The 26,944-nt window shown below is 41.2% G+C and carries 15 protein-coding genes and 2 pseudogenes; 15 read left to right on the top strand and 2 right to left on the bottom strand.

From position 1 onward, the window contains the following. Nucleotides 1-395 precede the first annotated feature (395 nt). The 8 genes from ACOMA9_RS06715 to ACOMA9_RS06680 all read left to right on the top strand — a co-directional run bounded on the left by ACOMA9_RS06715 (nt 396) and on the right by ACOMA9_RS06680 (nt 8,210). Nucleotides 396-1,430 (top strand): S66 family peptidase, encoded by a 1,035-nt coding sequence (locus ACOMA9_RS06715; protein WP_330945264.1) that lies wholly within the window; start codon nt 396-398, stop codon nt 1,428-1,430. Nucleotides 1,431-1,523: 93 nt separating this feature from the next. Next, nucleotides 1,524-1,967, top strand: a complete 444-nt coding sequence (locus ACOMA9_RS06710) for a dUTP diphosphatase (protein WP_247905862.1) — start codon at nt 1,524-1,526, stop codon at nt 1,965-1,967. Next, nucleotides 1,927-3,345: a DNA repair protein RadA gene (gene radA / locus ACOMA9_RS06705; RefSeq protein ID WP_247905863.1), complete on the top strand. Its 1,419-nt coding sequence runs from the start codon at nt 1,927-1,929 to the stop codon at nt 3,343-3,345. Before ACOMA9_RS06710 ends, radA begins: the two co-directional genes overlap by 41 nt. 207 nt (nt 3,346-3,552) lie before the next feature. Continuing rightward, nucleotides 3,553-5,010, top strand: a complete 1,458-nt coding sequence (gene gltX / locus ACOMA9_RS06700; RefSeq protein WP_204982490.1) for a glutamate--tRNA ligase — start codon at nt 3,553-3,555, stop codon at nt 5,008-5,010. Nucleotides 5,011-5,123: 113 nt separating this feature from the next. After that, nucleotides 5,124-5,822, top strand: coding sequence for a 2,3,4,5-tetrahydropyridine-2,6-dicarboxylate N-acetyltransferase (dapD, locus tag ACOMA9_RS06695; protein ID WP_330945261.1), 699 nt, complete (start codon nt 5,124-5,126; stop codon nt 5,820-5,822). A 12-nt stretch (nt 5,823-5,834) separates the two neighbouring features. Further along, entirely contained in the window at nt 5,835-6,965 is a 1,131-nt protein-coding gene (locus ACOMA9_RS06690; protein WP_330945260.1) for an N-acetyldiaminopimelate deacetylase, read from the top strand. Nucleotides 6,966-7,009: 44 nt separating this feature from the next. Then, nucleotides 7,010-7,537 (top strand): 5-formyltetrahydrofolate cyclo-ligase, encoded by a 528-nt coding sequence (locus ACOMA9_RS06685; protein WP_174721335.1) that lies wholly within the window; start codon nt 7,010-7,012, stop codon nt 7,535-7,537. After that, nucleotides 7,530-8,210 carry a rhomboid family intramembrane serine protease gene (locus tag ACOMA9_RS06680; RefSeq protein WP_330945259.1) on the top strand — a complete coding sequence of 227 codons (681 nt, stop codon included), beginning with the start codon at nt 7,530-7,532 and terminating at the stop codon, nt 8,208-8,210. The genes ACOMA9_RS06685 and ACOMA9_RS06680 overlap by 8 nt, the downstream gene beginning before the upstream one ends. Nucleotides 8,211-8,267: 57 nt before the next feature. Here the strand turns inward: ACOMA9_RS06680 and ACOMA9_RS06675 are convergent, their stop codons facing one another. Continuing rightward, the gene (locus ACOMA9_RS06675) at nt 8,268-9,104 is read right to left on the bottom strand and encodes a putative RNA methyltransferase (protein WP_330945258.1); all 837 of its coding nucleotides are present in this window, start codon (nt 9,102-9,104) and stop codon (nt 8,268-8,270) included. A 244-nt stretch (nt 9,105-9,348) separates the two neighbouring features. Next, entirely contained in the window at nt 9,349-10,605 is a 1,257-nt protein-coding gene (gene tyrS, locus ACOMA9_RS06670; protein ID WP_247906651.1) for a tyrosine--tRNA ligase, read from the bottom strand. A 182-nt stretch (nt 10,606-10,787) separates the two neighbouring features. Here tyrS and pbp1b point away from each other — a divergent pair, with 182 nt between their 5' ends. The 7 genes and pseudogenes from pbp1b to ACOMA9_RS06635 all read left to right on the top strand — a co-directional run bounded on the left by pbp1b (nt 10,788) and on the right by ACOMA9_RS06635 (nt 26,871). Next, nucleotides 10,788-13,127 carry a penicillin-binding protein PBP1B gene (gene pbp1b, locus ACOMA9_RS06665; RefSeq protein ID WP_421424980.1) on the top strand — a complete coding sequence of 780 codons (2,340 nt, stop codon included), beginning with the start codon at nt 10,788-10,790 and terminating at the stop codon, nt 13,125-13,127. 286 nt (nt 13,128-13,413) lie between these two features. After that, on the top strand, nt 13,414-16,980 hold the full coding sequence (gene rpoB / locus ACOMA9_RS06660) for a DNA-directed RNA polymerase subunit beta (protein WP_049533566.1): 3,567 nt from the start codon (nt 13,414-13,416) through the stop codon (nt 16,978-16,980). Nucleotides 16,981-17,018: 38 nt separating this feature from the next. Continuing rightward, nucleotides 17,019-20,657 carry a DNA-directed RNA polymerase subunit beta' gene (rpoC, locus tag ACOMA9_RS06655; RefSeq protein ID WP_247906653.1) on the top strand — a complete coding sequence of 1,213 codons (3,639 nt, stop codon included), beginning with the start codon at nt 17,019-17,021 and terminating at the stop codon, nt 20,655-20,657. 131 nt (nt 20,658-20,788) lie between these two features. Further along, nucleotides 20,789-21,988, top strand: coding sequence for a phosphoglycerate kinase (locus tag ACOMA9_RS06650; protein WP_049533568.1), 1,200 nt, complete (start codon nt 20,789-20,791; stop codon nt 21,986-21,988). Nucleotides 21,989-22,212: 224 nt separating this feature from the next. After that, nucleotides 22,213-25,321: pseudogene (locus tag ACOMA9_RS06645) on the top strand (antigen I/II family LPXTG-anchored adhesin). Nucleotides 25,322-25,504: 183 nt separating this feature from the next. Then, a pseudogene (locus ACOMA9_RS06640) lies at nt 25,505-26,189 on the top strand (COG3942 and LysM peptidoglycan-binding domain-containing protein). 151 nt (nt 26,190-26,340) lie between these two features. Next, nucleotides 26,341-26,871, top strand: coding sequence for an FUSC family protein (locus ACOMA9_RS06635; protein WP_003028466.1), 531 nt, complete (start codon nt 26,341-26,343; stop codon nt 26,869-26,871). The last annotated feature ends 73 nt before the right edge of the window (nt 26,872-26,944 follow it).

Here is a 26,944-nt window from a genome sequence, read left to right as displayed (position 1 = left end):
GTTGACTAAAATAGCCACCTCTGAACTTGCCTTGCTCACATCAATTCCAAACACAGTCCGCATGATAATTCCCTCTTTGTCTTGAATGATACCTTGTTTTAGTGATGTCATTTTCAATACTCGACGTTGAACGTCCCACATACTTTGAACAGATTCCCACTAAAACAGGTGTCTTGCTAGTTTTTTGTACGACGTCTAGCGTCAAAAACACCCACGACTTAACAAGACACCTCTACTTTAACATAAAGAAAAAGCAGTGAGTACTCTCTCCCGTCGGAGATTTCACCACTACTAATTTTAGTATGTTTTGTTTTGTGAATATTGGCCATTTAGCATTTTAGTTGATTGTATTTTGTGATATAATGATTCAAATTATCAGTAAGGGAGGAGATTAGATGATAAAGACGGTTGGAATCGTTAGTCTATCAAGCGGGATTATAGGAGAAAGTTTCGTTAGACATGAGGTTGAGCTGGGATTGAAGCGCTTGAAAGACTTGGGACTTGAAGTGACGTTTTTAGAGCACGCACAAAGAGGAATGGATTATCTGAAAGACCATCCTGAATCGAGAGCGCAAGATTTGATTCAAGCTTTTGAAGATCCTTCAATTGATATGATTTTATGTGCTATTGGTGGAGATGATACGTATCGATTGCTACCCTATTTGTTTGAAGATAACCAATTAAAAAAGGTTGTGAATCAGAAAGTATTTTTAGGCTTTTCAGACACTACTATGAATCACCTCATGCTCCATAAGTTGGGAGTGAAGACTTTTTATGGTCAGTCATTTCTTGCTGATGTTTGTGAGTTAGAGGAAGAAATGCTGCCTTATACGCTTTCATATTTTAAGGAACTGATTGGAACAGGGACTATCTCTGAAATCAGACCGAGCAATGTCTGGTATGATGAGAGGATGGATTTTAGTGAAAAAGCCTTAGGAACGAAGCGGACTCGCCATGAAAATCAGAGATTTGAATTGCTGAAAGGAAAAGCAACATTTGAAGGGGAAATTTTAGGAGGCTGTTTGGAGTCGCTTTATCAGATATTTGATAATACAAGACATGAGGATACGATTGAACTGTGTGCTCACTATCAGCTCTTTTCTAGTCTTTCAGAGTGGGCAGAAAAAATTCTTTTGTTAGAAACCAGTGAGGAAAAACCAGAACCAACTTTATATCGAAAAATGCTAGAAGCCTTGAAAGCGACAGGGATTTTTGCTGTTTTAAATGGTGTGCTTGTTGGAAAACCAATGGATGAAACTTACTATGATGAGTATAAGCAAATCTTGCTGGATGTCATTGATACGGATATTCCTATTTTGTATAATTTAAATGTTGGACATGCTACCCCAAGAGCAATTGTTCCTTTTGGGGTGAAAGCTCAAGTAGACGCCAACGAGCAAGTCATTCGATTTTTGAATGAACTGAAATAACTTTAAAAGTGCAGGTTGAAGAATGACCTGCATTTTGCGTGTTGTTTACGAATTTAGTATAATAGGGGAAGCAAAAGTAGAAAAGAGAAAAATATGAGAATTCGTGGTTTTGAGCTTGTTTCAAGCTTTAAAAATGAGAATTTACTGCCAAAGCGTGAGACGGCTCATGCAGCAGGCTATGATTTGAAGGTAGCAGAGCGTACAGTCATTGCGCCCAAAGAGATTAAATTGGTGCCTACAGGTGTCAAGGCCTATATGCAGGCTGGTGAGGTGCTTTATCTTTATGATCGTTCATCTAATCCGCGTAAAAAAGGATTGGTTTTGATTAACTCTGTGGGTGTTATCGACGGGGATTACTATGGTAATCCGGGAAATGAAGGGCACATTTTTGCGCAAATGCAGAACATTACAGATCAAGAAGTGGTCTTAGAAGAAGAAGATCGTATCGTTCAAGCTGTCTTTGCGCCGTTCTTGCTTGCTGATAATGATGAAGCAGATGGTGTGCGGACAGGTGGTTTTGGAAGCACGGGGCATTAAGAAAGAGGAATCTATCATAGCCAAGAAAAAAGCAACATTTGTTTGTCAAAATTGTGAATATCATTCCCCCAAGTATTTAGGGCGCTGTCCTAACTGTGGGGCTTGGTCGTCCTTTGTCGAAGAGGTCGAAGTTACGGAGGTTAAGAATGCGCGTGTTTCTCTGACAGGGGAAAAAAGTCGACCGATGAAGTTAGCAGAGGTGACTTCTATCAATGTCAACCGTACCAAGACAGATATGGAAGAGTTTAACCGCGTCTTGGGCGGTGGCGTGGTGCCAGGAAGTTTAGTTCTAATCGGAGGAGACCCAGGTATTGGGAAATCTACCCTTTTATTGCAGGTTTCGACCCAACTCTCTCACAAAGGAACGGTCTTGTATGTCAGTGGGGAAGAGTCTGCCGAGCAGATTAAGCTGCGCGCGGAACGTTTAGGCGATATTGACAGTGAGTTTTATCTCTATGCTGAGACCAATATGCAGAGTATTCGTGCTGAGATTGAAAAAATCAAACCAGATTTTTTGATTATAGATTCCATTCAGACGATTCTATCGCCAGAAATTTCCAGCGTGCAAGGGTCGGTTTCGCAAGTGCGAGAAGTGACAGCGGAGCTGATGCAGCTGGCAAAAACCAACAATATTGCCACCTTTATCGTCGGTCATATGACGAAAGAGGGCACTCTGGCTGGACCTAGAACTTTGGAACATATGGTGGATACAGTACTTTATTTTGAGGGTGAGCGTCAACATACTTTTCGTATTTTGCGGGCGGTTAAAAACCGCTTCGGCTCTACGAATGAAATCGGTATTTTTGAAATGCAGTCAGGTGGTCTGGTTGAAGTACTCAATCCTAGCCAGGTTTTCTTAGAGGAGCGTTTAGATGGAGCGACAGGCTCTTCTATCGTGGTGACTATGGAGGGGACGCGTCCAATCCTTGCGGAAGTGCAGGCTTTGGTGACGCCGACCATGTTTGGCAATGCCAAGCGGACAACGACAGGATTGGACTTTAATCGCGCCAGTCTGATTATGGCTGTTTTGGAAAAGCGAGCAGGGTTATTATTGCAAAATCAAGATGCCTACCTCAAGTCAGCAGGCGGTGTCAAATTAGATGAGCCAGCTATTGACTTAGCTGTTGCCGTTGCAATTGCTTCGAGTTATAAAGATTTGCCAACGAATCCACAAGAATGTTTTATTGGTGAAATCGGTCTGACGGGTGAAATCCGCCGTGTCAATCGCATTGAGCAGCGCATCAATGAAGCTGCTAAGCTGGGCTTCACCAAAGTTTATGCTCCTAAAAACTCTCTGAACGGATTGAACATTCCCGAAACTATTGAAGTTATTGGTGTAACAACGATTGGTGAAGTATTGAAGAAGGTGTTTGGGTAAGTCAGTGTAACTGAGCATTGAATTGATAGGTGAGCCAGACAACGGACTCTACATTGCTAAGAAAATTCTGTAAATGATTGGAAGAATAATAAAGTTTCATCGTTTCTGTTATTTCTTTTCGACAACTATGTGGTATAATAGTAACGTTTGAAATAAAAACAGGTTTTTCCTGTTGAAAATATAAGATAAAAATTAGGAGACATAAAATTGGCGAATCAAATTCGTGTGCGTTATGCACCAAGTCCAACGGGACTGTTACACATCGGGAATGCGCGGACTGCGCTCTTTAATTATCTTTACGCTCGTCACTACGGCGGAACTTTTATCATTCGGATTGAAGATACTGACCGTAAACGTCATGTGGAAGACGGGGAGCGTTCGCAGTTGGAAAATCTGCGTTGGTTAGGAATTGATTGGGATGAGAGTCCAGAAACGCATGAAAAATATCGCCAATCTGAACGCTTGGACATTTACCAAGGTTATATCAATGAGTTACTTGAAAAAGGCTTGGCTTACAAGTCATACGTGACGGAGGAAGAGTTGGCAACAGAGCGTGAACGTCAGGAAGCTGCTGGAGAAACACCTCGTTACATCAATGAATATCTGGGAATGTCTGAAGATGAAAAAGCGGCTTATATCGCAGAGCGTGAAGCAGCAGGCATTGTTCCAACAGTCCGTCTTGCAGTCAATGAATCTGGTATTTACAAGTGGAACGATCTTGTCAAAGGTGAGATTGAATTTGAAGGTGGTAACATCGGTGGTGACTGGGTTATCCAGAAAAAAGACGGTTATCCAACTTATAATTTTGCGGTTGTGGTGGATGACCACCTGATGAAAATTTCTCACGTTATCCGTGGAGATGACCACATTGCTAATACACCTAAGCAGCTCATGGTATATGAAGCACTTGGTTGGGAAGCGCCACAATTTGGTCACATGACCTTGATTATCAACTCTGAAACGGGTAAGAAATTGTCCAAACGTGATACAAACACCCTTCAATTTATCGAGGATTACCGTAAGAAAGGCTACTTGCCTGAAGCTGTTTTTAACTTTATCGCTCTGCTTGGCTGGAATCCTGGCGGTGAAAATGAAATCTTCTCTCGCGAAGAATTGATCCAACTCTTTGATGAACATCGTCTCAGCAAGTCACCAGCAGCTTTTGACCAAAAGAAATTAGACTGGATGAGTAATGAATACATTAAAAATGCGGATTTTGAAACTATTTTTGATATGGCGAAACCTTACTTGGAAGCGGCTGGTCGTTTGACTAACAAAGCTGAAAAATTGGTTGAACTTTACAAGCCACAAATGAAGTCTGTAGATGAAATCGTACCGCTCACAGACCTTTTCTTTGAAGAATTTCCAGAGCTAACGGCAGAAGAAAAAGAGTTTATGGCAGGCGAAACAGTACCAACTGTTTTGAAAGCATTCAAAGAAAAATTGGAAGCTATGAGTGATGAAGACTTCAAGTCAGAAAATATCTTCCCACAAATCAAGGCAGTGCAAAAAGAAACGGGTATCAAAGGCAAAAATCTCTTTATGCCAATTCGTATTGCTGTTTCAGGCGAAATGCACGGTCCAGAATTACCAGACACCATTTACCTGCTTGGACGTGAAAAATCTATTGAGCACATCGAAAATATGTTGAAAAACATCCAATAAATTTAACGAAAACATCACATGTGTTAAACTTGTGGTGTTTTTGCTTTATATGATGAAATGCTTGATTTTATGTTATAATAACTCTTAATACTAAATCGAAGTGAGGAATGCTTATGCCAGCTACTAAAATGACCGCACAGGAAATTATTCAGTTTATAGCGGATGCTAAGAAAAAGACAAATGTAAAAGTGACTTTTGAAGGAAAATTAGCGGGCGAAGTGCCGGATTCTGTTGTCAAATTGGGCAATGTTCTATTTGGTGACTGGGAAGAAATTAAACCTCTTTTGGTTAACCTAGAAGAGAATAAAACCTATGTGGTGGAGCAGGATGCTCGGAATTCTGCCGTGCCGCTGTTAGACAAGCGCGAGGTCAATGCTCGGATTGAGCCAGGAGCTATTATCCGTGACCAGGTGGAAATCGGTGATAATGCTGTGATTATGATGGGAGCCGTTATCAATATCGGAGCTGAAATTGGTGCTGGAACGATGATTGATATGGGAGCCGTTTTAGGTGGTCGAGCTATTGTTGGAAAAAACAGTCATGTGGGTGCTGGGACTGTTCTTGCCGGTGTTATTGAGCCAGCCAGTGCTGAGCCAGTTCGCGTGGGAGATAATGTTTTGATTGGAGCCAATGCTGTCGTTATTGAAGGAGTGCAGATTGGCAATGGTTCTGTCGTCGCTGCAGGGGCTATTGTGACGACAGATGTGCCAGAAAATGTTGTTGTAGCTGGTGTGCCAGCGCGTGTGATTAAGAAAATTGATGAACAAACCCAGCAGAAAACAGCATTGGAAGACGCTCTTCGGACACTTTAAAGAGGGAAATGTATGATTGATTATCAAAAAATTCGCCGAGACTTGCATCAAATTCCGGAAATTGGGCTGGAAGAGTATAAGACTCATGCCTATCTGATGAGAATAATTGATGAGTTGACTGCTGGCTTGGATTTTGTTGAGATTCGGACCTGGCGTACGGGAATTTTGGTCTTTGTCAAAGGCAGTACACCTGCTAAGACGATTGGCTGGCGGACAGATATTGACGGTTTGCCGATTGTTGAGGAGACAGGGTTTGCCTTTGCTAGTCAACATGAGGGACGTATGCATGCCTGTGGGCATGATATGCACATGACAATCGCTCTGGGTTTGTTGGAGAAATTAACTACTGAGCAGCCTAAGAATAATCTACTTTTTCTTTTCCAGCCAGCTGAGGAAAATGAAGCTGGGGGTATGCTGATGTATGAAGATGGAGCCTTTGGCGATTGGTTGCCAGATGAATTTTATGGGCTTCATGTGCGACCTGACCTCAAGGTAGGAGATATTGCTACGAATACTAGTACACTTTTTGCAGGGACTTGTGAAGTTAAATTAATTTTTAAGGGCAAGGGTGGTCATGCTGCATTTCCACATAATGCTAATGACGCTTTGGTAGCAGCTAGCTATTTTATCACTCAGGTTCAGACCATTGTGAGTCGCAATGTAGATCCGATTGAAGGAGCTGTCGTTACCTTTGGTGAATTCCATGCTGGAACAACGAATAATGTGATTGCTGAAACTGCCTTTCTGCACGGAACCATTCGAACATTGACGCAGGAGATGAATTTGCTCACTCAAAAACGCCTGCGGGAAATCGCTGAAGGAGTAGCCCAGTCTTTTGGTGTAGAGCTTGATTTGGAGCTGAAACAAGGTGGTTATCTTCCTGTGGAAAATCATCCTGAATTAGCTGCTCAATGTATGAACTTTTTCCAAAAAGAGAGTGACGTGCACATGATTGATATTTCACCCGCAATGACCGGTGAGGACTTTGGTTATCTGCTCAGTAAAGTCAAGGGTGTGATGTTCTGGTTGGGAATTGATAGTCCTTATGCACTTCATCATCCTAAAATGGCGCCAGATGAAGCAGCCTTGCCTTTTGCTATTGAAAAATTTGGGAAGTTTTTAAGTTCAAAAGTTAATGAATGATGGGCTGGGAATGTTGATAATGTTTCTGATTGAGGAGAAGATAAATGAAGGCAGATTTGCGCAAAACTATAGTCAGAAAAATGAAAGAGCAGGAATTGATAGTAAAACAGCAGAGAGATGCTTTGCTCACTCAGTACTTGCTGGAATCTTCTACTTATCAACAAGCTAGAACAGTTGCGGTTTATTTATCTTTGCCACACGAGTTTGACACAGGTCTTTTCATCAGGCAGGCTCAAGCAGATGGCAAGCGGGTTTTGGTCCCTAAGACTTATCCCCAAGGGCGCATGACTTTTGTAGATTATAATCCAAATGACTTGGAATTGACTGTTTTTGGTATCTGGGAACCAAGAAGTGAACGAGCGGTGGAAAAATCTCATATTGATTTGATTCATGTTCCAGGTGTTGCTTTTAACAAAAAAGGCTATCGTATTGGCTATGGAGGTGGCTATTATGACCGCTATTTGGCTGATTTTAAAGGGATGACAGTCAGTACAATTTATCCTTACCAGTTAGTTGATTTTCAACCAGATGATTGTGATATTCCCGTTCAGGAGGTATTGATTTGTGAATAAAATTTATGATAAACGTTATCCAGTAACGAGCTTATTGTTGTTTATCACGGCAGGAGTTTTCCTAGCAATGTTTCTGTTGCGCGGCTTTAATTATGCTAGTACCCAAACGATTTATGAATTTGGGGCAATGAATGGTCGAACGATTCAATATTTTCCAAGTCAGATTTGGCGCTTGGTATCGGCGATTTTTGTTCATATCGGCTTGGAGCATTTTGTGATGAATATGATTACGCTGTATTTTATCGGACGACAAGCTGAGGATATTTTTGGCTCGTGGAATTTTCTGTTTCTTTATCTGATGTCTGGTATTTTAGGAAATGTCTTTGTCTTCTTTTTCACTTCAAGTGCTGTGGCTGCAGGTGCCTCTACATCTTTGTTTGGGATTTTTGGTGCTATTATTACTTTGCGCTATGCGGTGCGAAATCCTTACATTCAGCAACTCGGTCAATCGTACTTAGTTCTTCTAGTTATGAACTTAGTGTTGAGTTTGACACCGGGAATTAGTCTGGCAGGACACTTAGGTGGTGCAGTCGGAGGCGCTTTGTGTGCGGTTATTTTTCCAGTCCGTGGGGAAAGAAGAGCTTATCAAGTGGGGCAACGGTTATTGGCGTTGATTGCTTATATTGTTTTAGCTTTGGGAATGATTTGGTTAGCTTTTAATCGAGGCGTATAAAAAGAGGTTGAATAGACTGCTGTATCTCGCAGCAATCTGTTTTCACCTCTTTTTGCTTTATATTTGTTGACCAACTAAAATCTTTGCAGCAATCGTGATGTCAGTTAATGGTGACCAATCTATTTTATCAATGTCAATATTAAAAAGAAGCGGTGTCATGTGAAGAAGTGCCGCTTTCTCGTTTTCTCTCAAGCTGAAAGTGGCTGCAACGTCATAAGAATTCGTAATGGTAAAGGCTTCTTCAAAATGCTCAATGATTTTGTGATTGGAATAATTTGTGTTTGTTAATTGCTCGGCAACGATACCACGAATTTCTTGCAAATGTTGGCTGCTAGGAATAACCTTAATGAGCAAGCCGTTTTTCTGCAAGACGCGCTGAAATTCTTGGTAATTGGCGGGAGAGAAAATGTCTAAAATCACATCCATGCTAGCATCTTGAATAGGGATGTGTGCCAGATCTCCAACAAACCAACTTACCGTCAGGCTGTGGTCACTTTTGGCTGCTAGTTGAATAGACTCTTTTGACAAATCGAATGCATAGATATGTTTAGCTGGCAATTGTGCTTGCAAATTTCGAGCATAATAACCCTCTCCGCAGCCAATGTCCAGCAGATTGTCGTGTTGTGGCAAAGATGATAAAATTTCTAGTAATTTCTTCAAAATTGGTTGGTAAAATCCTGCTTCGAGAATCAATTGTCGATTTTGAAAGTTGGATTTATCGTAGGCTTTTGATTGCTTTACCTGTGGAGCCAAGTTGACATAGCCGAGTTTTGCCAGATCAAAGGAATGCTTATTTTTGCATTTGAGGCTATTTTCTGATAAAAACAAGGCTTGCTGGCAAAAAGGGCAAGCAAAGAAAGTAGCTGTTTCAAAGCGTTTAAGTTTGGGATTCATGCGTTTTCTCTTTCATCAATTTCTGTGTCTAGTGTAACATGTGAGAAATGCTTTGGCAAGCAGATAAAGAAAGGGACATTTAAAATGAACCACACTTTTAAAGCGGTTGGAGCTAAAGCAAGCACTATGGCAATATGCTTTTTGCTAAGTGAGAATGAAAAGAAGCTGGAGCGAAAAGTCTCCAACTTCAAAGTATATAGCGTAATAAACCAACGATGTAGTAGTTGATTGCTCTCTTTCCTATTTAGTAAGTCAAAACAAAATATTTTTTCTTACCACGACGGATAACGGTGAGTTCGTTTTCCAATTTGTCAGCGTCCGTTAATCTGTAGTCAAGGTCTTGAATACGCTCGCCATTGACATAAATAGCACCGTTTTGGACATCTTCACGCGCTTGGCGTTTAGAATTAACAATGCCAGCCGTTACCAAAAGTTCTACGATGTTGAGATTGTCATCTGCTTTCACTTGATAATTTGGCACGCCTCGAAGTCCTTGTTTCAATTCTTTGACAGAAAGATTTTTAATGTTTCCAGCAAAAAGCTGCTCGGTAATATTGAGTGCTTCTTTGTAGGCTTTTTCGCCATGCACAAATGTAACGACTTCTCGCGCTAAGATTTTTTGCGCCAAACGTTCATGTGGAGCTGCTTCAAATTGTTTCCCAATTTCTTCGATTTCATCAAGCGGAAGAAGGGTGAAAATTTTGAGGAAACGAACGGCATCAGCGTCCATGACATTCATCCAGAATTGGTACATTTCGTAAGGACTGGTCTTATCAGCATTGAGCCATACAGCGTTGCCTTCTGACTTACCAAATTTCTTACCGGTTGCGTCTGTGATAAGGGGCACTGTAATAACGTGAGCTGTTTTGTCTGCCTTCCGACGAAGCAATTCAGTACCAGCAGTCATATTGCCCCATTGGTCAGAACCGCCGATTTGCAAAGTGACACCGTATTGCCGATTTAGCTCAAAAAAGTCATAGCCTTGCATGATTTGGTAAGCGAACTCAGTATAAGAAATCCCTGTTTCAATTCGTTTTTTTACGGACTCTTTACTCATCATGTAGTTGACGGTGAAATATTTTCCAACATCGCGTAGAAAATCAATAAAGCTAATATCGGAGAACCAGTCGTAGTTGTTGACCATTTCAGCCTTGTTGTCGCCATTTTCAAAATCAAGAAAACGAGATACTTGCGCTTGAATGCTTCGTACCCAGCCCTCAACGGTGTCTTTTGTTTGTAAACTCCGCTCTGTATCTTTAAATGATGGGTCGCCAATTAAGCCAGTTGCACCGCCGACGAGAGCGTAGGGTTTGTGACCTGCCAACTGTAAATGTTTCATGACAAGGATTGGTACAAGATGACCGAGGTGCAGGCTGTCAGCTGTTGGATCGTAGCCAGAATAAAAACTAACATTTCCTTCCGCTAAGGCTTTGCGCAACGCGTCTTCGTCAGTTGTCTGAAAAACTAAACCACGTTCTTTTAGCTCATCAAAAATGTGCATATCTGTCTCTCCTTTATAAAATTTCTAGTTATTGTAACATTGTATCACAAACAGCCATTAGAATGTAGTGAAATTGCAAAAATAATTTAAAAAAACAATGATTCCAGCCAAGGATTGCCTTTCCTGTTGTCAGAAGTTTCATAAATTTGCTATAATAGGCAGAGAAAGTTCAAGGAGAAAGAATGAGTAAACAAGTTTTTGAAAAGATCAAACGATTGTTTGAAAAACTTTTTCAAACGAATCGTCCTAGCAAAAATGAAAAAGAAAGCTGGACAATTTGGAGTATTGGTGGGACTGTCCTTCGTACTCTAAAGTTATTGTCAAATATCTTTTTTGTGCTTGTTTTTTTAGGTTGCTTGTTTGGTGGAGGTATTGCATTAGGTTATGGTGCTAGAATCTTTAACAACGTTGAAACTCCTAAAAAAGAAGAGCTCATTAAAAAAATTCAAGATATTTCAACTATTTCTGAATTAAAATATGCTGACGGCAGCTCCATTTCAGCCATTGATAGTGATTTATTGCGAGTGCCAATTAAGAGTAAAGATATTTCTGACAATGTGAAAAAAGCGGTCATTGCGACAGAAGATGAGAATTTTAGGCAGCACAATGGGGTTGTCACAAAAGCTGTTTTACGGGCGATGCTAGGCTCTGTTGCAGGGATTGGTTCCTCAAGTGGAGGTTCTACCTTAACTCAACAGTTAATCAAGCAACAAGTTGTCGGCGATGCTCCAACCTTTAGTCGTAAAGCATCAGAAATCATTGATGCGCTGGCTTTAGAACGCTACATGAGCAAAGATGATATTTTAACGACTTATTTGAATGTGGCACCGTTTGGGAGAAATAACAAAGGGCAAAATATTGCTGGTGTGGAAGAAGCTGCACAAGGAATTTTTGGAGTTCCTGCCAGCAAATTGACAATTCCTCAAGCAGCTTTTATTGCTGGTTTACCACAAAGTCCAATTGTTTACTCTCCTTATGCAGCTGACGGTAGCCTGAAAAGTGCTAAAGATATGACTTTTGGTCTCAATCGTGCGAAAAATGTTATTTATAATATGTATCGGACAGGTGCGATTAGTAAAGACGAGTACCAATTGTATAAAGATTATGATTTAAAACGAGACTTTTTACCAAGAGATACGACTTCGGCAAGAACACATGACTATCTATATTACGTTGCTATGAAAGAAGCTCAAAAAGCAATGTATGATTACTTAATCAAACGTGACAATGTTTCACAGCAAGAGTTGAAAAATGATGCAACAGTGAAAGCTTACAGAGAACTAGCTGCGAAAGAGTTGAGTGAAGGCGGCTACACTGTCACCACAACTATTAATAAGAATGTGCATAATGCAATGCAAAATGCAGTAGCTAATTTTGGTAGTGTCTTAGATGATGGAACAGGTGCAGTCGAAGCTGGAAATGTCCTCATGGATAATCGTACAGGAGCTATTTTGGGGTTTGTGGGAGGACGTGATTATGCTTCTAACCAGAACAACCATGCATTTGATACAGAGCGCTCACCAGGCTCAACCATTAAGCCGATTTTAGCCTATGGTATTGCTATAGACCAAGGGCTTATGGGAAGTGCCAGCATGCTGTCTAACTACCCTGCAAATTTCTCTAGCGGTGAGCCAATTATGCACGTAGATAGCCGTGGTACAGCCATGATGGATTTGCAGGAAGCTTTGAATACTTCTTGGAACATTCCAGCTTATTGGACTTATAAATTGCTTCGTGACAAAGGAGTTAATGTCCAAGGGTACATGGAGAAAATGGGCTATCAAATTGAAAATTATGATATTGAAAGTCTGCCAATGGGAGGAGGTATTGAAGTATCTGTCGCCCAACACACCAATGGTTTCCAAACTTTAGCCAATAATGGGGCATACCAAGAGCGCTATATGATTGAAAAGATTACGACAAAAAACGGGAAAGTTGTCTATGAACACAAAGCAAAACCTGTTCAGGTTTACTCTAAGGCAACGGCGACGATTATGCAAAGTCTTATGCGTGGGGTATTGAGTTCGGGTGCTACGACGACCTTCAAATCTCGTTTAACGCAGATCAATAGCGGTTTAGCTAGTGCTGATTGGATTGGAAAAACGGGTACGACTAACAGCAATGGTGACATGTGGCTCATGGTATCCACTCCTAAATTAACGTTGGGTGGCTGGATTGGTCATGACAATAATGCTTCAATGGCAGCTTTGACGGGTTACAACAACAATGCTCAGTATATGGCTCAACTAGTAAATGCAATTTATCAAGCCGACCCAAGTCTCTGGGGAGTTGGTGACAAGTTCAATCTAGATTCTAGTGTCATTAAGTCCAATGTTCTTAAAGCAACAGGTGAACGAGCTGGCACAGTAACAGTCAATGGTCGCAGTATGAACCTGGCCGGACAGACAGTTACTAGCTATTGGGCGAAAAACGGTGCTCCGATGACCACCTATAAATTTGGAATCGGTGGTACAGATAGTGATTATCAAAAAGCTTGGGCAGCACTTTTAGGTGGACGCTAAATAAAAACACTTTCATAAGTAAAAAACTTGAAAAGCAGAGTTAAATAAGGTATAATATTACTAATAATTTGTCGTCTGCTTTATTTGAAATATTGTCCATATAAAGCTTACAGCAGTTAAATCATACTTTTAAAGTCAGATTTAGCTGCTCTTTTTGTGTCTGTTTTGGGGATTTTTGTCGTTTGTCATCAAAACTTAAAGATTCTGAAAATTACTCAAAAAGGACAAATGAAGTTGCTACTCTATCATGTAATAGAGAATGTAGAAAGAAGAAGGAGTAAAAAACTTGGCAGGACATGAAGTTCAATACGGGAAACACCGTACTCGTCGTAGTTTTTCAAGAATCAAGGAAGTTCTTGATTTACCAAATTTGATTGAAATCCAAACGGATTCGTTCAAAGATTTTCTTGACCATGGTTTGAAAGAAGTATTTGAAGATGTACTTCCTATCTCAAACTTTACAGATACAATGGAGCTAGAGTTTGTTGGTTATGAAATCAAAGAATCCAAATATACCTTAGAGGAAGCACGTATCCATGATGCCAGCTATTCAGCACCTATTTTTGTGACTTTCCGTTTGATTAACAAAGAAACTGGTGAAATCAAGACCCAAGAAGTGTTCTTTGGCGATTTCCCAATCATGACCGAAATGGGGACCTTTATTATCAATGGTGGTGAGCGGATTATCGTATCACAGCTCGTTCGTTCTCCGGGTGTTTACTTCAACGATAAAGTAGACAAAAATGGTAAAGTTGGTTATGGTTCAACTGTCATTCCTAACCGTGGAGCTTGGTTAGAGCTGGAAACAGACTCAAAAGATATTGCTTATACTCGGATTGACCGTACTCGTAAGATTCCGTTTACGACACTTGTTCGTGCGCTTGGTTTTTCTGGCGATGATGAAATCTTTGACATTTTCGGCGACAGCGATCTCGTTCGCAACACGATTGAAAAGGATATTCATAAAAATCCAATGGATTCACGTACGGATGAAGCGCTTAAAGAAATCTATGAACGTCTTCGTCCAGGTGAGCCTAAAACAGCTGATAGCTCACGTAGTTTATTGGTCGCTCGTTTCTTTGATCCACATCGTTACGACTTGGCGGCAGTTGGTCGTTATAAAATCAATAAAAAATTAAACATTAAAACACGTTTGTTAAATCAAACGATTGCAGAACCTTTGGTAGATCCAGAAACAGGTGAAATCTTGGTTGAAGCTGGAACTGTTATGACACGTAGTGTCATTGATAGCATTGCAGAATACTTGGACGGTGATTTGAATAAAATTACTTATATTCCAAATGATGCAGCTGTATTGACGGATCCAGTCGTTCTTCAAAAATTCAAAGTGGTGGCGCCAACTGATCCAGATCGCGTGGTGACTATTATTGGTAATGCTAACCCAGGTGATCGAGTTCATACGATTACGCCAGCAGATATTTTGGCTGAGATGAATTACTTCTTGAACCTCGCTGAAGGGCTGGGTCGTGTGGATGATATTGACCACTTGGGAAATCGTCGGATTCGTGCCGTTGGTGAATTGCTTGCTAACCAAGTACGTCTTGGATTGTCTCGTATGGAGCGTAATGTTCGCGAGCGCATGAGTGTGCAAGATAATGAAGTGTTGACACCGCAACAAATCATTAACATCCGCCCAGTCACAGCGGCGATTAAAGAATTCTTTGGTTCCTCTCAATTGTCTCAATTTATGGATCAACATAACCCACTGTCTGAATTGTCTCACAAACGTCGTTTGTCAGCCTTGGGACCTGGTGGTTTGACTCGTGACCGTGCTGGATATGAAGTGCGTGACGTGCACTACACCCACTATGGACGTATGTGTCCGATTGAAACACCTGAAGGACCAAACATTGGTTTGATCAATAACTTGTCTTCTTATGGTCATTTGAATAAATATGGTTTTATCCAAACGCCTTACCGTAAAGTGAATCGTGAAACAGGTCTGGTCACTAATGAAATCGTTTGGTTGACAGCGGATGAAGAAGATGAATTTATCGTAGCGCAAGCAAATTCTAAATTAACAGAAGATGGTCGTTTTGCAGAAGCGATTGTCATGGGACGTCACCAAGGGAACAACCAAGAATTTCCTTCAGATCAAGTAGACTTCATGGATGTATCGCCTAAGCAGGTAGTTGCGGTTGCGACGGCTTGTATTCCTTTCCTTGAAAATGACGACTCAAACCGTGCTCTCATGGGTGCCAACATGCAACGTCAAGCAGTACCGTTGATTGATCCGCATGCACCATATGTTGGTACTGGTATGGAATACCAAGCAGCTCACGACTCTGGTGCGGCGATTATTGCCCAACACGACGGTAAAGTTGTATATTCTGATGCAGCCAAAGTTGAAGTTCGTCGTGAAGATGGCTCACTTGATGTCTATCATATTACGAAATTCCGCCGTTCAAACTCTGGTACTTCTTACAACCAACGTACGCTGGTAAAAGTTGGCGATACAGTTGAAAAAGGTGACTTTATCGCAGACGGACCTTCTATGGAAAAAGGTGAAATGGCACTTGGACAAAATCCAATCGTTGCTTATATGACATGGGAAGGTTACAACTTTGAAGATGCCGTTATCATGAGTGAGCGTTTAGTGAAAGACGATGTTTACACATCTGTTCACTTGGAGGAATTTGAATCAGAAACACGTGATACAAAGCTTGGACCTGAAGAAATTACGCGCGAAATTCCAAACGTCGGTGAAGATGCTTTGAGAGACCTTGACGAAATGGGAATTATCCGCATTGGTGCTGAGGTAAAAGAAGGCGACATTCTTGTCGGTAAAGTAACGCCGAAAGGTGAAAAAGACTTATCTGCTGAAGAACGCCTGCTTCATGCAATTTTCGGTGATAAATCTCGTGAAGTACGTGACACATCTCTTCGTGTACCACATGGTGGTGCAGGGGTTGTCCGTGATGTGAAAATCTTTACTCGTGCGAACGGTGATGAATTGCAATCTGGTGTCAACATGTTGGTGCGTGTTTACATTGCTCAAAAACGAAAGATCCGCGTTGGGGATAAGATGGCCGGACGCCACGGAAATAAAGGGGTTGTTTCCCGTATCGTTCCAGTTGAGGATATGCCGTATCTTCCAGACGGAACACCAGTAGACATCATGTTGAACCCACTTGGGGTGCCATCACGTATGAATATCGGACAGGTTATGGAGCTTCACCTCGGTATGGCTGCTCGCAACCTTGGCATTCACATTGCAACACCAGTATTTGACGGGGCTAGCTCAGATGATCTTTGGGAAACCGTTCGTGAAGCTGGCATGGATAGTGACGCCAAGACGATTCTTTATGATGGACGTACTGGTGAGCCATTTGATAATCGTGTGTCCGTTGGTGTCATGTACATGATCAAACTTCACCACATGGTCGATGACAAGCTCCATGCCCGTTCAGTTGGTCCTTATTCAACCGTTACGCAACAACCTCTTGGTGGTAAAGCGCAGTTCGGTGGACAACGTTTTGGAGAAATGGAAGTTTGGGCTCTTGAAGCCTACGGTGCTTCTAACGTCCTTCAAGAAATCTTGACTTACAAGTCAGATGATATCAATGGTCGTTTGAGAGCTTATGAAGCCATTACCAAAGGTAAGCCAATTCCAAAACCAGGTGTTCCAGAATCCTTCCGTGTCCTTGTGAAAGAATTGCAATCACTTGGTCTTGACATGCGTGTCCTTGATGAAGACGACAATGAAGTCGAACTTCGTGACTTGGATGAAGGTATGGATGATGATGTGATTCATGTAGACGATCTTGAAAAAGCACGTGAAAAAGCAGCGCAAGAAGCAAAAGCCGCTTTTGATGCTGAAGGGAAAGAATAAGAACTGATTCAATAGATAATAAAGAAAGGTAAGAAATAGTGGTTGATGTAAATCGTTTTCAAAGTATGCAAATCACCCTAGCTTCTCCTAGTAAAGTCCGCTCTTGGTCTTATGGGGAAGTGAAGAAACCTGAAACAATTAACTACCGCACACTAAAACCAGAACGCGAAGGGCTTTTTGATGAAGTCATCTTTGGTCCTACGAAAGACTGGGAATGTGCGTGTGGAAAATATAAACGGATTCGTTATAAAGGAATCATTTGTGACCGTTGTGGTGTTGAAGTAACTCGTACTAAAGTTCGTCGTGAACGTATGGGACATATTGAGTTGAAAGCACCTGTCTCTCATATTTGGTATTTTAAAGGAATCCCAAGCCGAATGGGCTTGACCTTGGACATGAGCCCTCGTGCTCTTGAAGAAGTCATCTATTTTGCAGCTTATGTGGTGATTGATCCTAAAGATACACCACTTGAGCACAAATCCATTATGACGGAGCGGGAATATCGTGAACGCTTACGTGAATATGGTCAAGGTTCCTTTGTTGCAAAAATGGGTGCTGAAGCAATTCAAGATCTCTTGAAACAAGTAGATTTGGAAAAAGAAATTGCAGAGCTCAAAGATGAATTAAAAACGGCAACTGGACAAAAACGTGTCAAGGCTATTCGTCGTTTGGATGTTTTAGATGCGTTCCAAAAATCTGGTAACAAGCCAGAATGGATGGTCTTAAACATCTTGCCAGTTATTCCGCCAGACTTACGTCCAATGCTTCAGTTGGATGGTGGACGCTTTGCCTCTTCTGACCTGAATGACCTTTACCGTCGTGTTATCAATCGGAATAATCGTTTGGCACGTCTTTTGGAACTAAATGCTCCTGGAATCATCGTGCAAAATGAAAAGCGGATGTTGCAAGAAGCGGTTGATGCTTTGATTGACAATGGTCGTCGTGGTCGTCCTATTACTGGACCAGGTAGCCGCCCGCTCAAATCATTGAGTCACATGCTCAAAGGGAAACAAGGTCGTTTCCGTCAAAACTTGCTGGGTAAACGGGTTGATTTCTCAGGACGTTCGGTTATTGCAGTTGGTCCGACACTCAAGATGTACCAATGTGGTGTGCCACGTGAAATGGCTATTGAGCTTTTCAAGCCATTTGTCATGCGTGAAATTGTCGCGCGTGATATTGTGCAAAATGTCAAAGCTGCTAAGCGCTTGGTAGAACGGAATGATGAACGCATCTGGGATATTTTAGAAGATGTGATTAAAGAACACCCAGTGCTCCTTAACCGCGCACCGACGCTTCACAGATTAGGAATTCAAGCGTTTGAGCCAGTTTTGATTGACGGAAAAGCTCTTCGTTTGCACCCACTTGTGTGTGAAGCTTATAATGCCGACTTTGATGGAGACCAAATGGCGATCCACGTGCCCTTGTCAGAAGAGGCTCAAGCAGAAGCACGGATTCTCATGCTGGCAGCTGAGCACATCCTCAATCCAAAAGACGGGAAGCCAGTAGTAACCCCTTCACAGGATATGGTCTTGGGGAACTACTATCTGACTATGGAAGAAGCTGGTCGTGAAGGAGAAGGAATGGTCTTTAAAGACCGTGATGAAGCTGTAATGGCTCTCCGTAATGGCTATGTTCACTTACATACGCGTGTTGGGATTGCGACGGATAGTTTAAACAAACCATGGACAGAAGACCAAAAACACAAGATTCTCTTGACAACAGTGGGTAAGATTCTTTTCAATGATATCATGCCAGATGAGTTGCCATATTTGCAAGAACCAAATGCTTCAAACATGGCAGAAGGTGTGCCAGCTAAGTATTTCTTAGAACCTGGTCAAGATGTCAAAGAAGCTATCAGTAAGCTAGAATTAAATGTACCATTCAAGAAGAAAAATCTTGGGAATATCATTGCTGAAATCTTCAAACGTTTCCGTACAACTGAAACATCTGCTTTCCTTGACCGTCTGAAAGATCTCGGCTATCATCATTCAACGTTAGCAGGCTTGACAGTAGGGATTGCTGATATTCCGGTCGTTGAAGATAAGGCAGAAATTATCGAAGAGTCCCACAAACGTGTAGAACAAATCACCAAACAATTCCGTCGTGGTATGATTACAGACGATGAACGCTACAATGCAGTTACTGCTGAATGGCGTGCAGCTCGTGAAAAATTGGAAAAACGTTTGGTTGCCAACCAAGATCCTAAGAATCCAATCGTTATGATGATGGATTCTGGAGCCCGTGGTAACATTTCTAACTTCTCACAACTTGCTGGTATGCGTGGCTTGATGGCTGCTCCTAATGGCCGCATCATGGAATTGCCTATTCTATCTAACTTCCGTGAAGGTTTGTCTGTTTTGGAAATGTTCTTCTCTACTCACGGTGCTCGTAAAGGGATGACTGATACAGCCCTTAAAACAGCTGACTCAGGTTATCTGACTCGCCGTTTGGTTGATGTGGCGCAAGATGTGATTATCCGTGAAGACGACTGTGGAACCGATCGTGGTCTTGTTATCCGCTCAATTACTGATGGTAAAGAAATGATTGAGCCATTAGAAGAACGCTTGATTGGTCGTTATACGAAGAAATCGGTTAAACATCCTGAAACAGGCGAAATCATCGTTGGTCCAGATGTATTGATTACAGAAGATATGGCGCATGAGATTGTTAGCGCTGGTGTCGAAGAAGTCACTATTCGCTCTGTCTTTACATGTAATACACGTCATGGGGTTTGCCGTCGTTGTTACGGTATCAACTTGGCAACGGGCGATGCGGTTGAAGTCGGTGAAGCAGTCGGAACGATTGCCGCCCAATCTATCGGTGAACCTGGTACACAGCTTACAATGCGTACTTTCCACACGGGTGGTGTTGCGTCTAATACCGATATCACACAAGGTCTTCCTCGTGTCCAAGAAATCTTTGAAGCCCGCAATCCGAAAGGGGAAGCAGTTATTACTGAAGTCAAAGGTGAAGTGACCGCGATTGAAGAAGACGCTTCTACTCGGACTAAGAAAGTCTTTGTTAAAGGGGCAACTGGTGAAGGGGAATATGTAGTACCATTTACAGCTCGTATGAAAGTAGTAGTAGGGGATAAAATCTCTCGTGGCGCTGCTCTGACAGAAGGTTCTATCCAGCCTAAGCACTTGCTGGCTGTTCGTGATGTCTTGTCTGTTGAAACTTACTTGCTTGCTGAAGTACAAAAAGTTTACCGCAGCCAAGGGGTAGAAATCGGTGACAAGCACATCGAGGTAATGGTTCGCCAGATGATTCGCAAAGTGCGTGTTATGGATCCAGGAGATACCGACCTTCTTATGGGTACACTCATGGATATCACAGACTTTACCGATGCTAACCGCGATGTGGTTATCTCTGGAGGAGTTCCTGCGACTGCTCGCCCAGTCCTCATGGGAATTACTAAAGCATCTCTTGAAACAAATAGTTTCTTGTCAGCGGCTTCCTTCCAAGAAACCACTCGTGTCCTCACAGATGCGGCTATCCGTGGTAAGAAAGACCACTTGCTTGGTCTCAAAGAAAATGTTATCATTGGTAAAATCATCCCAGCTGGTACAGGTATGGCTCGTTACCGTAACCTTGAACCACAAGCTGTCAATGAAGTCGAAATTATCGAAGATACAACTGTAACAGAACCTGTGGAAGAAACCACTCCAGTAGAATAATAAAGAGTCGAGCCTTCTCGGCTCTTTTCATGTTCAAAATTATTTTGTGAAAACTTTCCTTATATCAAGAAAACTTTTAGAAAATATGATATAATAGTTTCGTATAAAATAGAAAAAGGAGTTTTTGTAACATGGCAAAACTTACTGTTAAAGACGTTGAATTGAAAGGCAAAAAAGTCCTTGTTCGCGTTGATTTCAATGTGCCGCTTAAAGACGGAGCTATCACAAATGACAACCGTATCTCAGCTGCTCTTCCAACAATCAAGTATATCCTTGAACATGGTGGACGTGCTATTCTTTTTTCTCACCTTGGACGTGTGAAAGAAGAAGCTGATAAAGAAGGAAAATCTCTTGCACCAGTTGCGGCTGATTTAGCTAAAAAATTAGGTCAAGATGTTGCTTTCCTTCCAGGAGTAACTCGTGGAGCAGAGCTTGAAGCAGCGATTAATGCCCTTAAAGACGGTGAAGTTCTTCTTGTTGAAAACACTCGTTTTGAAGATGTTGACGGCAAGAAAGAATCTAAAAACGATCCAGAACTTGGTAAATATTGGGCAAGCCTTGGAGACGGTATCTTTGTAAATGATGCATTTGGTACAGCTCACCGTGCTCACGCTTCAAATGTTGGTATTTCTGCTAATGTGGACAAAGCAGTTGCAGGTTTCCTTCTTGAAAACGAAATTGCTTATATCAAAGAAGCTGTTGAAAATCCAGTTCGTCCATTCGTAGCAATCCTAGGTGGTTCTAAAGTATCAGACAAGATTGGTGTTATCGAAAATCTTCTTGAAAAAGCTGATAAAGTCCTTATCGGTGGTGGTATGACTTATACTTTCTACAAAGCACAAGGTATCGAAATCGGTAACTCACTTGTAGAAGAAGATAAGTTGGAGGTTGCGAAAGCTCTGCTTGAAAAAGCAAACGGTAAATTGATTTTGCCAGTTGACTCGAAAGAAGCCAATGCTTTTGCGGACTACACTGAAGTAAAAGATACTGAAGGTGAAGCAGTAGACCCTGGTTTCCTTGGACTTGATATCGGTCCTAAATCAATCGCTAAATTTGACCAAGAATTGACTGGTGCGAAAACAGTTGTTTGGAATGGTCCAATGGGTGTCTTTGAAAATCCTGACTTCCAAGCTGGTACAATCGGCGTTATGGATGCTATCGTGAAACAACCAGGCGTGAAATCTATCATCGGTGGTGGTGACTCAGCAGCAGCAGCTATTAACCTTGGCCGTGCAGACAAGTTTTCATGGATTTCTACAGGCGGAGGCGCAAGTATGGAGCTTCTCGAAGGTAAAGAGTTGCCAGGGCTTGCAGCACTTACTGAAAAATAATTTTAACAGAAGGCGGTTTTTCCGCCTTTTTTATGTTTTGTAAATTAACTAGCTCGTTTCGGTATTTCAATTTATTGTATTCACAGCTTTCATGAAATAAAAGAAGTAAAGAATTGAAAAAATATGCTATATACTTGTAAATGTTTTGAAAAGTTGCCAAAATATAGTAAGTGTCAAATTTAAAGTAATTTGAATGGTCTAATAATTTGAAATAAGGAAGAAAAATACAAAAAAGAGAAGTATTTGGTTTTCGTAAAAATAAAATTAGCAAAACGCTTTGCGGTGCTGTTCTAGGGACCGTAGCAGCGGTTTCTATGGCAGGACAAAATGTTTTTGCTGATGAAACGACAACAACGACAAGTAAAGTAGATACCACAGCTGTGGTTGGAACCCAAATAGGCAATCCAGCCACTAATTTGCCAGATGCTCAAGGAAATGCGAGCAATGAAGCAGAACAGAGTCAAAAACAAGCTGGAGAGTTAAATGGCTCCATGCCAGTAGAAGTGCCTAAAACTGATGTTAATCAAGCAATAAATAATGCTCAAGCTGCTGGTGTTAATGTTGTCCAAGATGAAACGGTTGATAAAGGGACGGTAAAGACAGCTCAGGAGGCGGATCAAAAAGAAACTGAAATTAAAGAAGCCTATGCCAAACAAGCTGAAGACATCAAGAAAACGACAGATCAATATAAGTCGGATGTAGCCGCTCATGAAGCAGAAGTTTCTAAGATCAACGCTGAAAATCAAGCAATTAAAGAACAATATGAAAAAGACATGGCTGCTCATAAAGCAGAGGTTGAACGCATTAATGTTGCCAATGCCTCCGCTAAAGCAGATTATGAAGCTAAGTTAGCTCAATATCAAGCTGATCTGGCTAAGTATCAAAAAGATCTAGCCGAATATCCAAGCAAGCTCAAAGCTTATGAAGATGAACAGGCTGCTATTAAAGCAGCGCTAGCTGAACTAGAAAAACATAAAAATGAAGATGGGAACTTAACTGAACCTTCTGCATTCTATTGAGATGGCTAAAGATTATACAGGTAAATTCGTTAAAATTTCAGGGTCATCCATTGGTGAGAAAAATGGTATGATTTATGCAACAGATACCCTAAACTTTAAACAGGGTGAAGGCGGTGCCCGTTGGACTATGTATAAGAACAGTCAATCAGGTTCTGGTTGGGATACTTCAGATGCCCCTAACTCCTAGTATGGTGCAGGTGCTATTAAGATGTCTGGGTCTAATAACAAAGTTACAGTAGGTGCAACCTCCGCAACAAATGTAATGTCCGTTTCTGAAATGCCTAAAGTCAACGGAAAAGACAATACAGAAGGGAAAAAACCAAATATTTGGTACTCCCTCAATGGTAAGATTCGTGCGGTTAATGTTCCTAAGGTGACCAAGGAAAAACCAACACCACCGGTGGAACCAACATCTCCCGATCAACCAACCTATGAGACTAAAAAACCATTAGAGCCGGCTCCTGTTGCGCCAAGTTATGAAGCAGAGCCAACACCGCCAACCCCAACACCAGATCAACCAGAACCAAACAAACCTGCTGAACCAACTTATGAGGTGTTACCAACACCGCCAGCAAATCCTGTCTATAAGAAGACGCCTCCGGCTCTGGCTGTACCGACTGTTCACTACCATTACTTTAAGTTAGCCGTACAGCCACAAGTCAATAAAGAAATTAAAAATAATAATGATGCGAATATTGATAAAACGTTGGTAGCTAAACAGTCTATCGTTAAGTTTCAGTTGAAGACGGCTGATCTACCAGCTGGACGGGATAAGACGACTTCCTTTGTTTTAGCCGATCCATTACCCTCTGGCTATCAATTGGATCTTGAGGCAACGAAAGTAGCTAGTCCTGGCTTTGATGTTAGCTATGATTCAGCGACGAATACAGTTACCTTCAAAGCAACTGCACAAACTTTAGCTTCTTTTAATGCGGATCTGACCAAGTCAGTAGCAACGGTTTATCCGACCGTAGTGGGACAAGTCCTTAATGATGGTGCAACTTATAAGAATAACTTCACGCTGACAGTCAATGATGCTTATGGAATTAAATCCAATATCGTTCGTGTGACAACACCGGGTAAACCAAACGATTCGGATAATCCAAGTAACAACTACATCAAACCAAACAAGGTAAACAAGAACAAAGACGGTGTGGTGATTGATGGGAAGACTGTTCTTGCAGGATCAACTAATTATTATGAGCTGACTTGGGATTTGGATCAATACAAAGGAGACAAATCGTCAGCGGATACCATTCAAAAAGGGTTCTATTATGTTGATGATTATCCAGAAGAAGCACTGGATTTACGTCAGGATTTAGTGGCGATGAAAGATGCTAATGGAAATCCTGTAACAGGTGTCAGCGTCGCTCATTATAAGAGTGTGGAGACTGCACCTCAAGCAGTTAAAGATATGCTTACCAAAGCCCGTATTCATCCTAAAGGTGCTTTCCAAGTCTTTACGGCAGATGATCCACAAGCGTTTTATGATACTTATGTTAAAACAGGCATCAATTTGACGCTTGTCTCTCCAATGGTGGTGAAAGCACAAATGGGTCAAACAGGTGGCAGCTATGAAAACCGAGCTTACCAAATTGACTTTGGTAATGGTTATGAATCCAATATTGTCACGAATAATGTTCCTAAAATTGATCCTAAAAAGGATGTCACTTTAACATTGGATCCCGCAGACACCAACAATGTGGATGGTCAAACACTTCCGTTAAATACAGTCTTTAATTACCGTTTAATCGGTGGTATCATTCCTTCAAATCATTCAGAAGAGCTCTTTGAATACAGTTTCTCTGATGATTATGATCAAACAGGCGATCAATATACTGGTCAGTATAAGGTCTTTGCCAAGGTTGATATGACTCTTAAAGATGGAACAGTTATCAAATCAGGTGATGATTTAACGAAGTATACGGAAGCAGAAGTTGATTCAGTTAAAGGAATCATTACGATTAAATTCAAGGAAGATTTCTTACGCTCTGTTTCAGTTGATTCAGCCTTCCAAGCCGAAAGCTATGTCCAAATGAAACGGATTGCAGTTGGTACTTTTGAAAATACCTATGTAAATACGGTTAATGGTGTGACTTACGCATCTAATACAGTTCGTACAACGACACCAAAACCGAAAACTCCAACTCCATCAACTCCAGCTAAACCGAAGCAGGCACTTCATGCATTAGCTGTTCCAAGCCTTCCAAGAACAGGAACGAGTGCGAGCTATATGCCTTACTTGGGAGTGGCTGCATTGTTAAGTGTTTTAGGCTTAGGACAGTTAAAACGGAAAACAGAGGAGAATGACTAAGTTTTGGTCGGATTGACTTGAGATTTTCCGTTAATTTATGGCTATTTTAATAAGGCTAAAAGATAGATTTTAAGCTTCTGTCTTTTAACCTTATTTTTTTGTAATTAGTTTAAAATATAGAATTAAAATCCATGCAATAATTAGATAGTAATATAGGATGGGAAATAGAAAAAGGAGAAGGTTATGAAAGTCAGTCAATTATCTAAGTATCCCCACGTAGACAAGTTTACAGTTGGGCTCTCAGCAGCTGTTTTATTGTTGATGGTGAGTCAAAATATGGCTAAAGCAGATGCCTATACAGTTCAATATGGTGATTCATTTTATGCTATTGCGACAAAATTTGGAATGAGTCCCTATGATTTAGCGGCAAAAAATGGAAAAACAATTTACGATACTATCCTTCCTGGAGATACGTTACAAGTAAATGGCCCAACGGCTACTACTGTTAGTCAGACAAATGCAGTAGCACAACCAACTGCTACAAGTGCAGGTCCAAGTTCTGATGCAGAGGATGTGGTACTAAATACGCCTACAGCAACAGGAAACTCTTATCCAGTTGGTCAATGCACTTGGGGTGTTAAAACATTGGCACCTTGGGCTAGTAATTGGTGGAGAAATACAAAAGATTGGGCTGCCAATGCTGCATACTCAGGCTTTCGTATAGGAACAACTCCCTCAAGTTGGAGCCATTGCTGTTTGGGATGGCGGTCAATTTGGACATGTAGCCTATGTAACAGCTGTGGCAAATAATCGCGCAATTCAAGTGCTGGAGTCAAATTACAAAGGTCAAAAACAAGTTAACAATTACCGTGGTTGGTTTGACCCTACAACATTTTATGGAAAGGTAACTTATATTTACCCTTATTGATAAACTTTTCCTATACATAGAAATCATTAAATAATGAAAGTGGAATAGTTAGTTGTTCCACTTTTTTAGGTTGGAAAAAGATAATTCCATAAGAAAGTTCATTATCTTTTCTCTAAAATATGTTAGAATAAAGATAAAAGGAAATGCGTGAATGGGTTATTTTAAGAAGTATAAGTTTGATAAGTCGAAATTTAAATTAGGAATGCGAACCTTTAAAACGGGGGTCGCGGTTTTTATTGTTCTGCTTGTCTTTGGGCTTTTTGGCTGGAAAGGATTACAGATTGGTGCTTTGACGGCTGTTTTCAGTTTGCGTGAAGACTTTGATAAGAGCGTCCATTTTGGAACCTCTCGTATTTTAGGAAATAGCATTGGTGGTTTGTATGCCTTGCTCTTCTTTCTCATCAATAACCTGTTTCATGAGCAGTTTTGGGTGACCTTACTGGTCGTTCCTCTTTGTACGATGTTAACGATTATGACAAATGTCGCTATGAACAACAAAGCGGGAGTGATTGGTGGTGTTTCTGCCATGCTGATTATTACTTTATCTATTCCCACAGGAGAGACAGTTTTGTATGTATTTGCACGTGTCTTTGAGACTTTCATGGGGGTTTTCGTTGCCATGCTGGTCAATTCTGATGTGGATCGCTTGCGGAAAGTATTGAAATTAAAAAGCGAAGAATAATGTTAGAAAATATAACATGAGTTCTTGACATAGAAATTTTTTCAGATTATAATAGAGCATAAGAAAGGAATTT

Source organism: Streptococcus atopicus, assembly GCF_049166725.1.
GTDB lineage: Bacteria > Bacillota > Bacilli > Lactobacillales > Streptococcaceae > Streptococcus > Streptococcus hominis.
This window is presented reverse-complemented; position numbering and strand designations above follow the sequence as displayed.

Bases quoted from the DNA above. Each gene is read 5' to 3' on its own strand.
- ACOMA9_RS06685 (WP_174721335.1), top strand. From the start codon at position 7,010: ATGAAGGCAGATTTGCGCAAAACTATAGTCAGAAAAATGAAAGAGCAG.
- dapD (WP_330945261.1), top strand. From the start codon at position 5,124: ATGCCAGCTACTAAAATGACCGCACAGGAAATTATTCAGTTTATAGCG.
- ACOMA9_RS06635 (WP_003028466.1), top strand. From the start codon at position 26,341: ATGGGTTATTTTAAGAAGTATAAGTTTGATAAGTCGAAATTTAAATTA.
- ACOMA9_RS06715 (WP_330945264.1), top strand. From the start codon at position 396: ATGATAAAGACGGTTGGAATCGTTAGTCTATCAAGCGGGATTATAGGA.
- tyrS (WP_247906651.1), bottom strand. From the start codon at position 10,605: ATGCACATTTTTGATGAGCTAAAAGAACGTGGTTTAGTTTTTCAGACA.
- ACOMA9_RS06675 (WP_330945258.1), bottom strand. From the start codon at position 9,104: ATGAATCCCAAACTTAAACGCTTTGAAACAGCTACTTTCTTTGCTTGC.
- ACOMA9_RS06650 (WP_049533568.1), top strand. From the start codon at position 20,789: ATGGCAAAACTTACTGTTAAAGACGTTGAATTGAAAGGCAAAAAAGTC.
- ACOMA9_RS06690 (WP_330945260.1), top strand. From the start codon at position 5,835: ATGATTGATTATCAAAAAATTCGCCGAGACTTGCATCAAATTCCGGAA.
- pbp1b (WP_421424980.1), top strand. From the start codon at position 10,788: ATGAGTAAACAAGTTTTTGAAAAGATCAAACGATTGTTTGAAAAACTT.
- radA (WP_247905863.1), top strand. From the start codon at position 1,927: ATGGTGTGCGGACAGGTGGTTTTGGAAGCACGGGGCATTAAGAAAGAG.
- ACOMA9_RS06710 (WP_247905862.1), top strand. From the start codon at position 1,524: ATGAGAATTCGTGGTTTTGAGCTTGTTTCAAGCTTTAAAAATGAGAAT.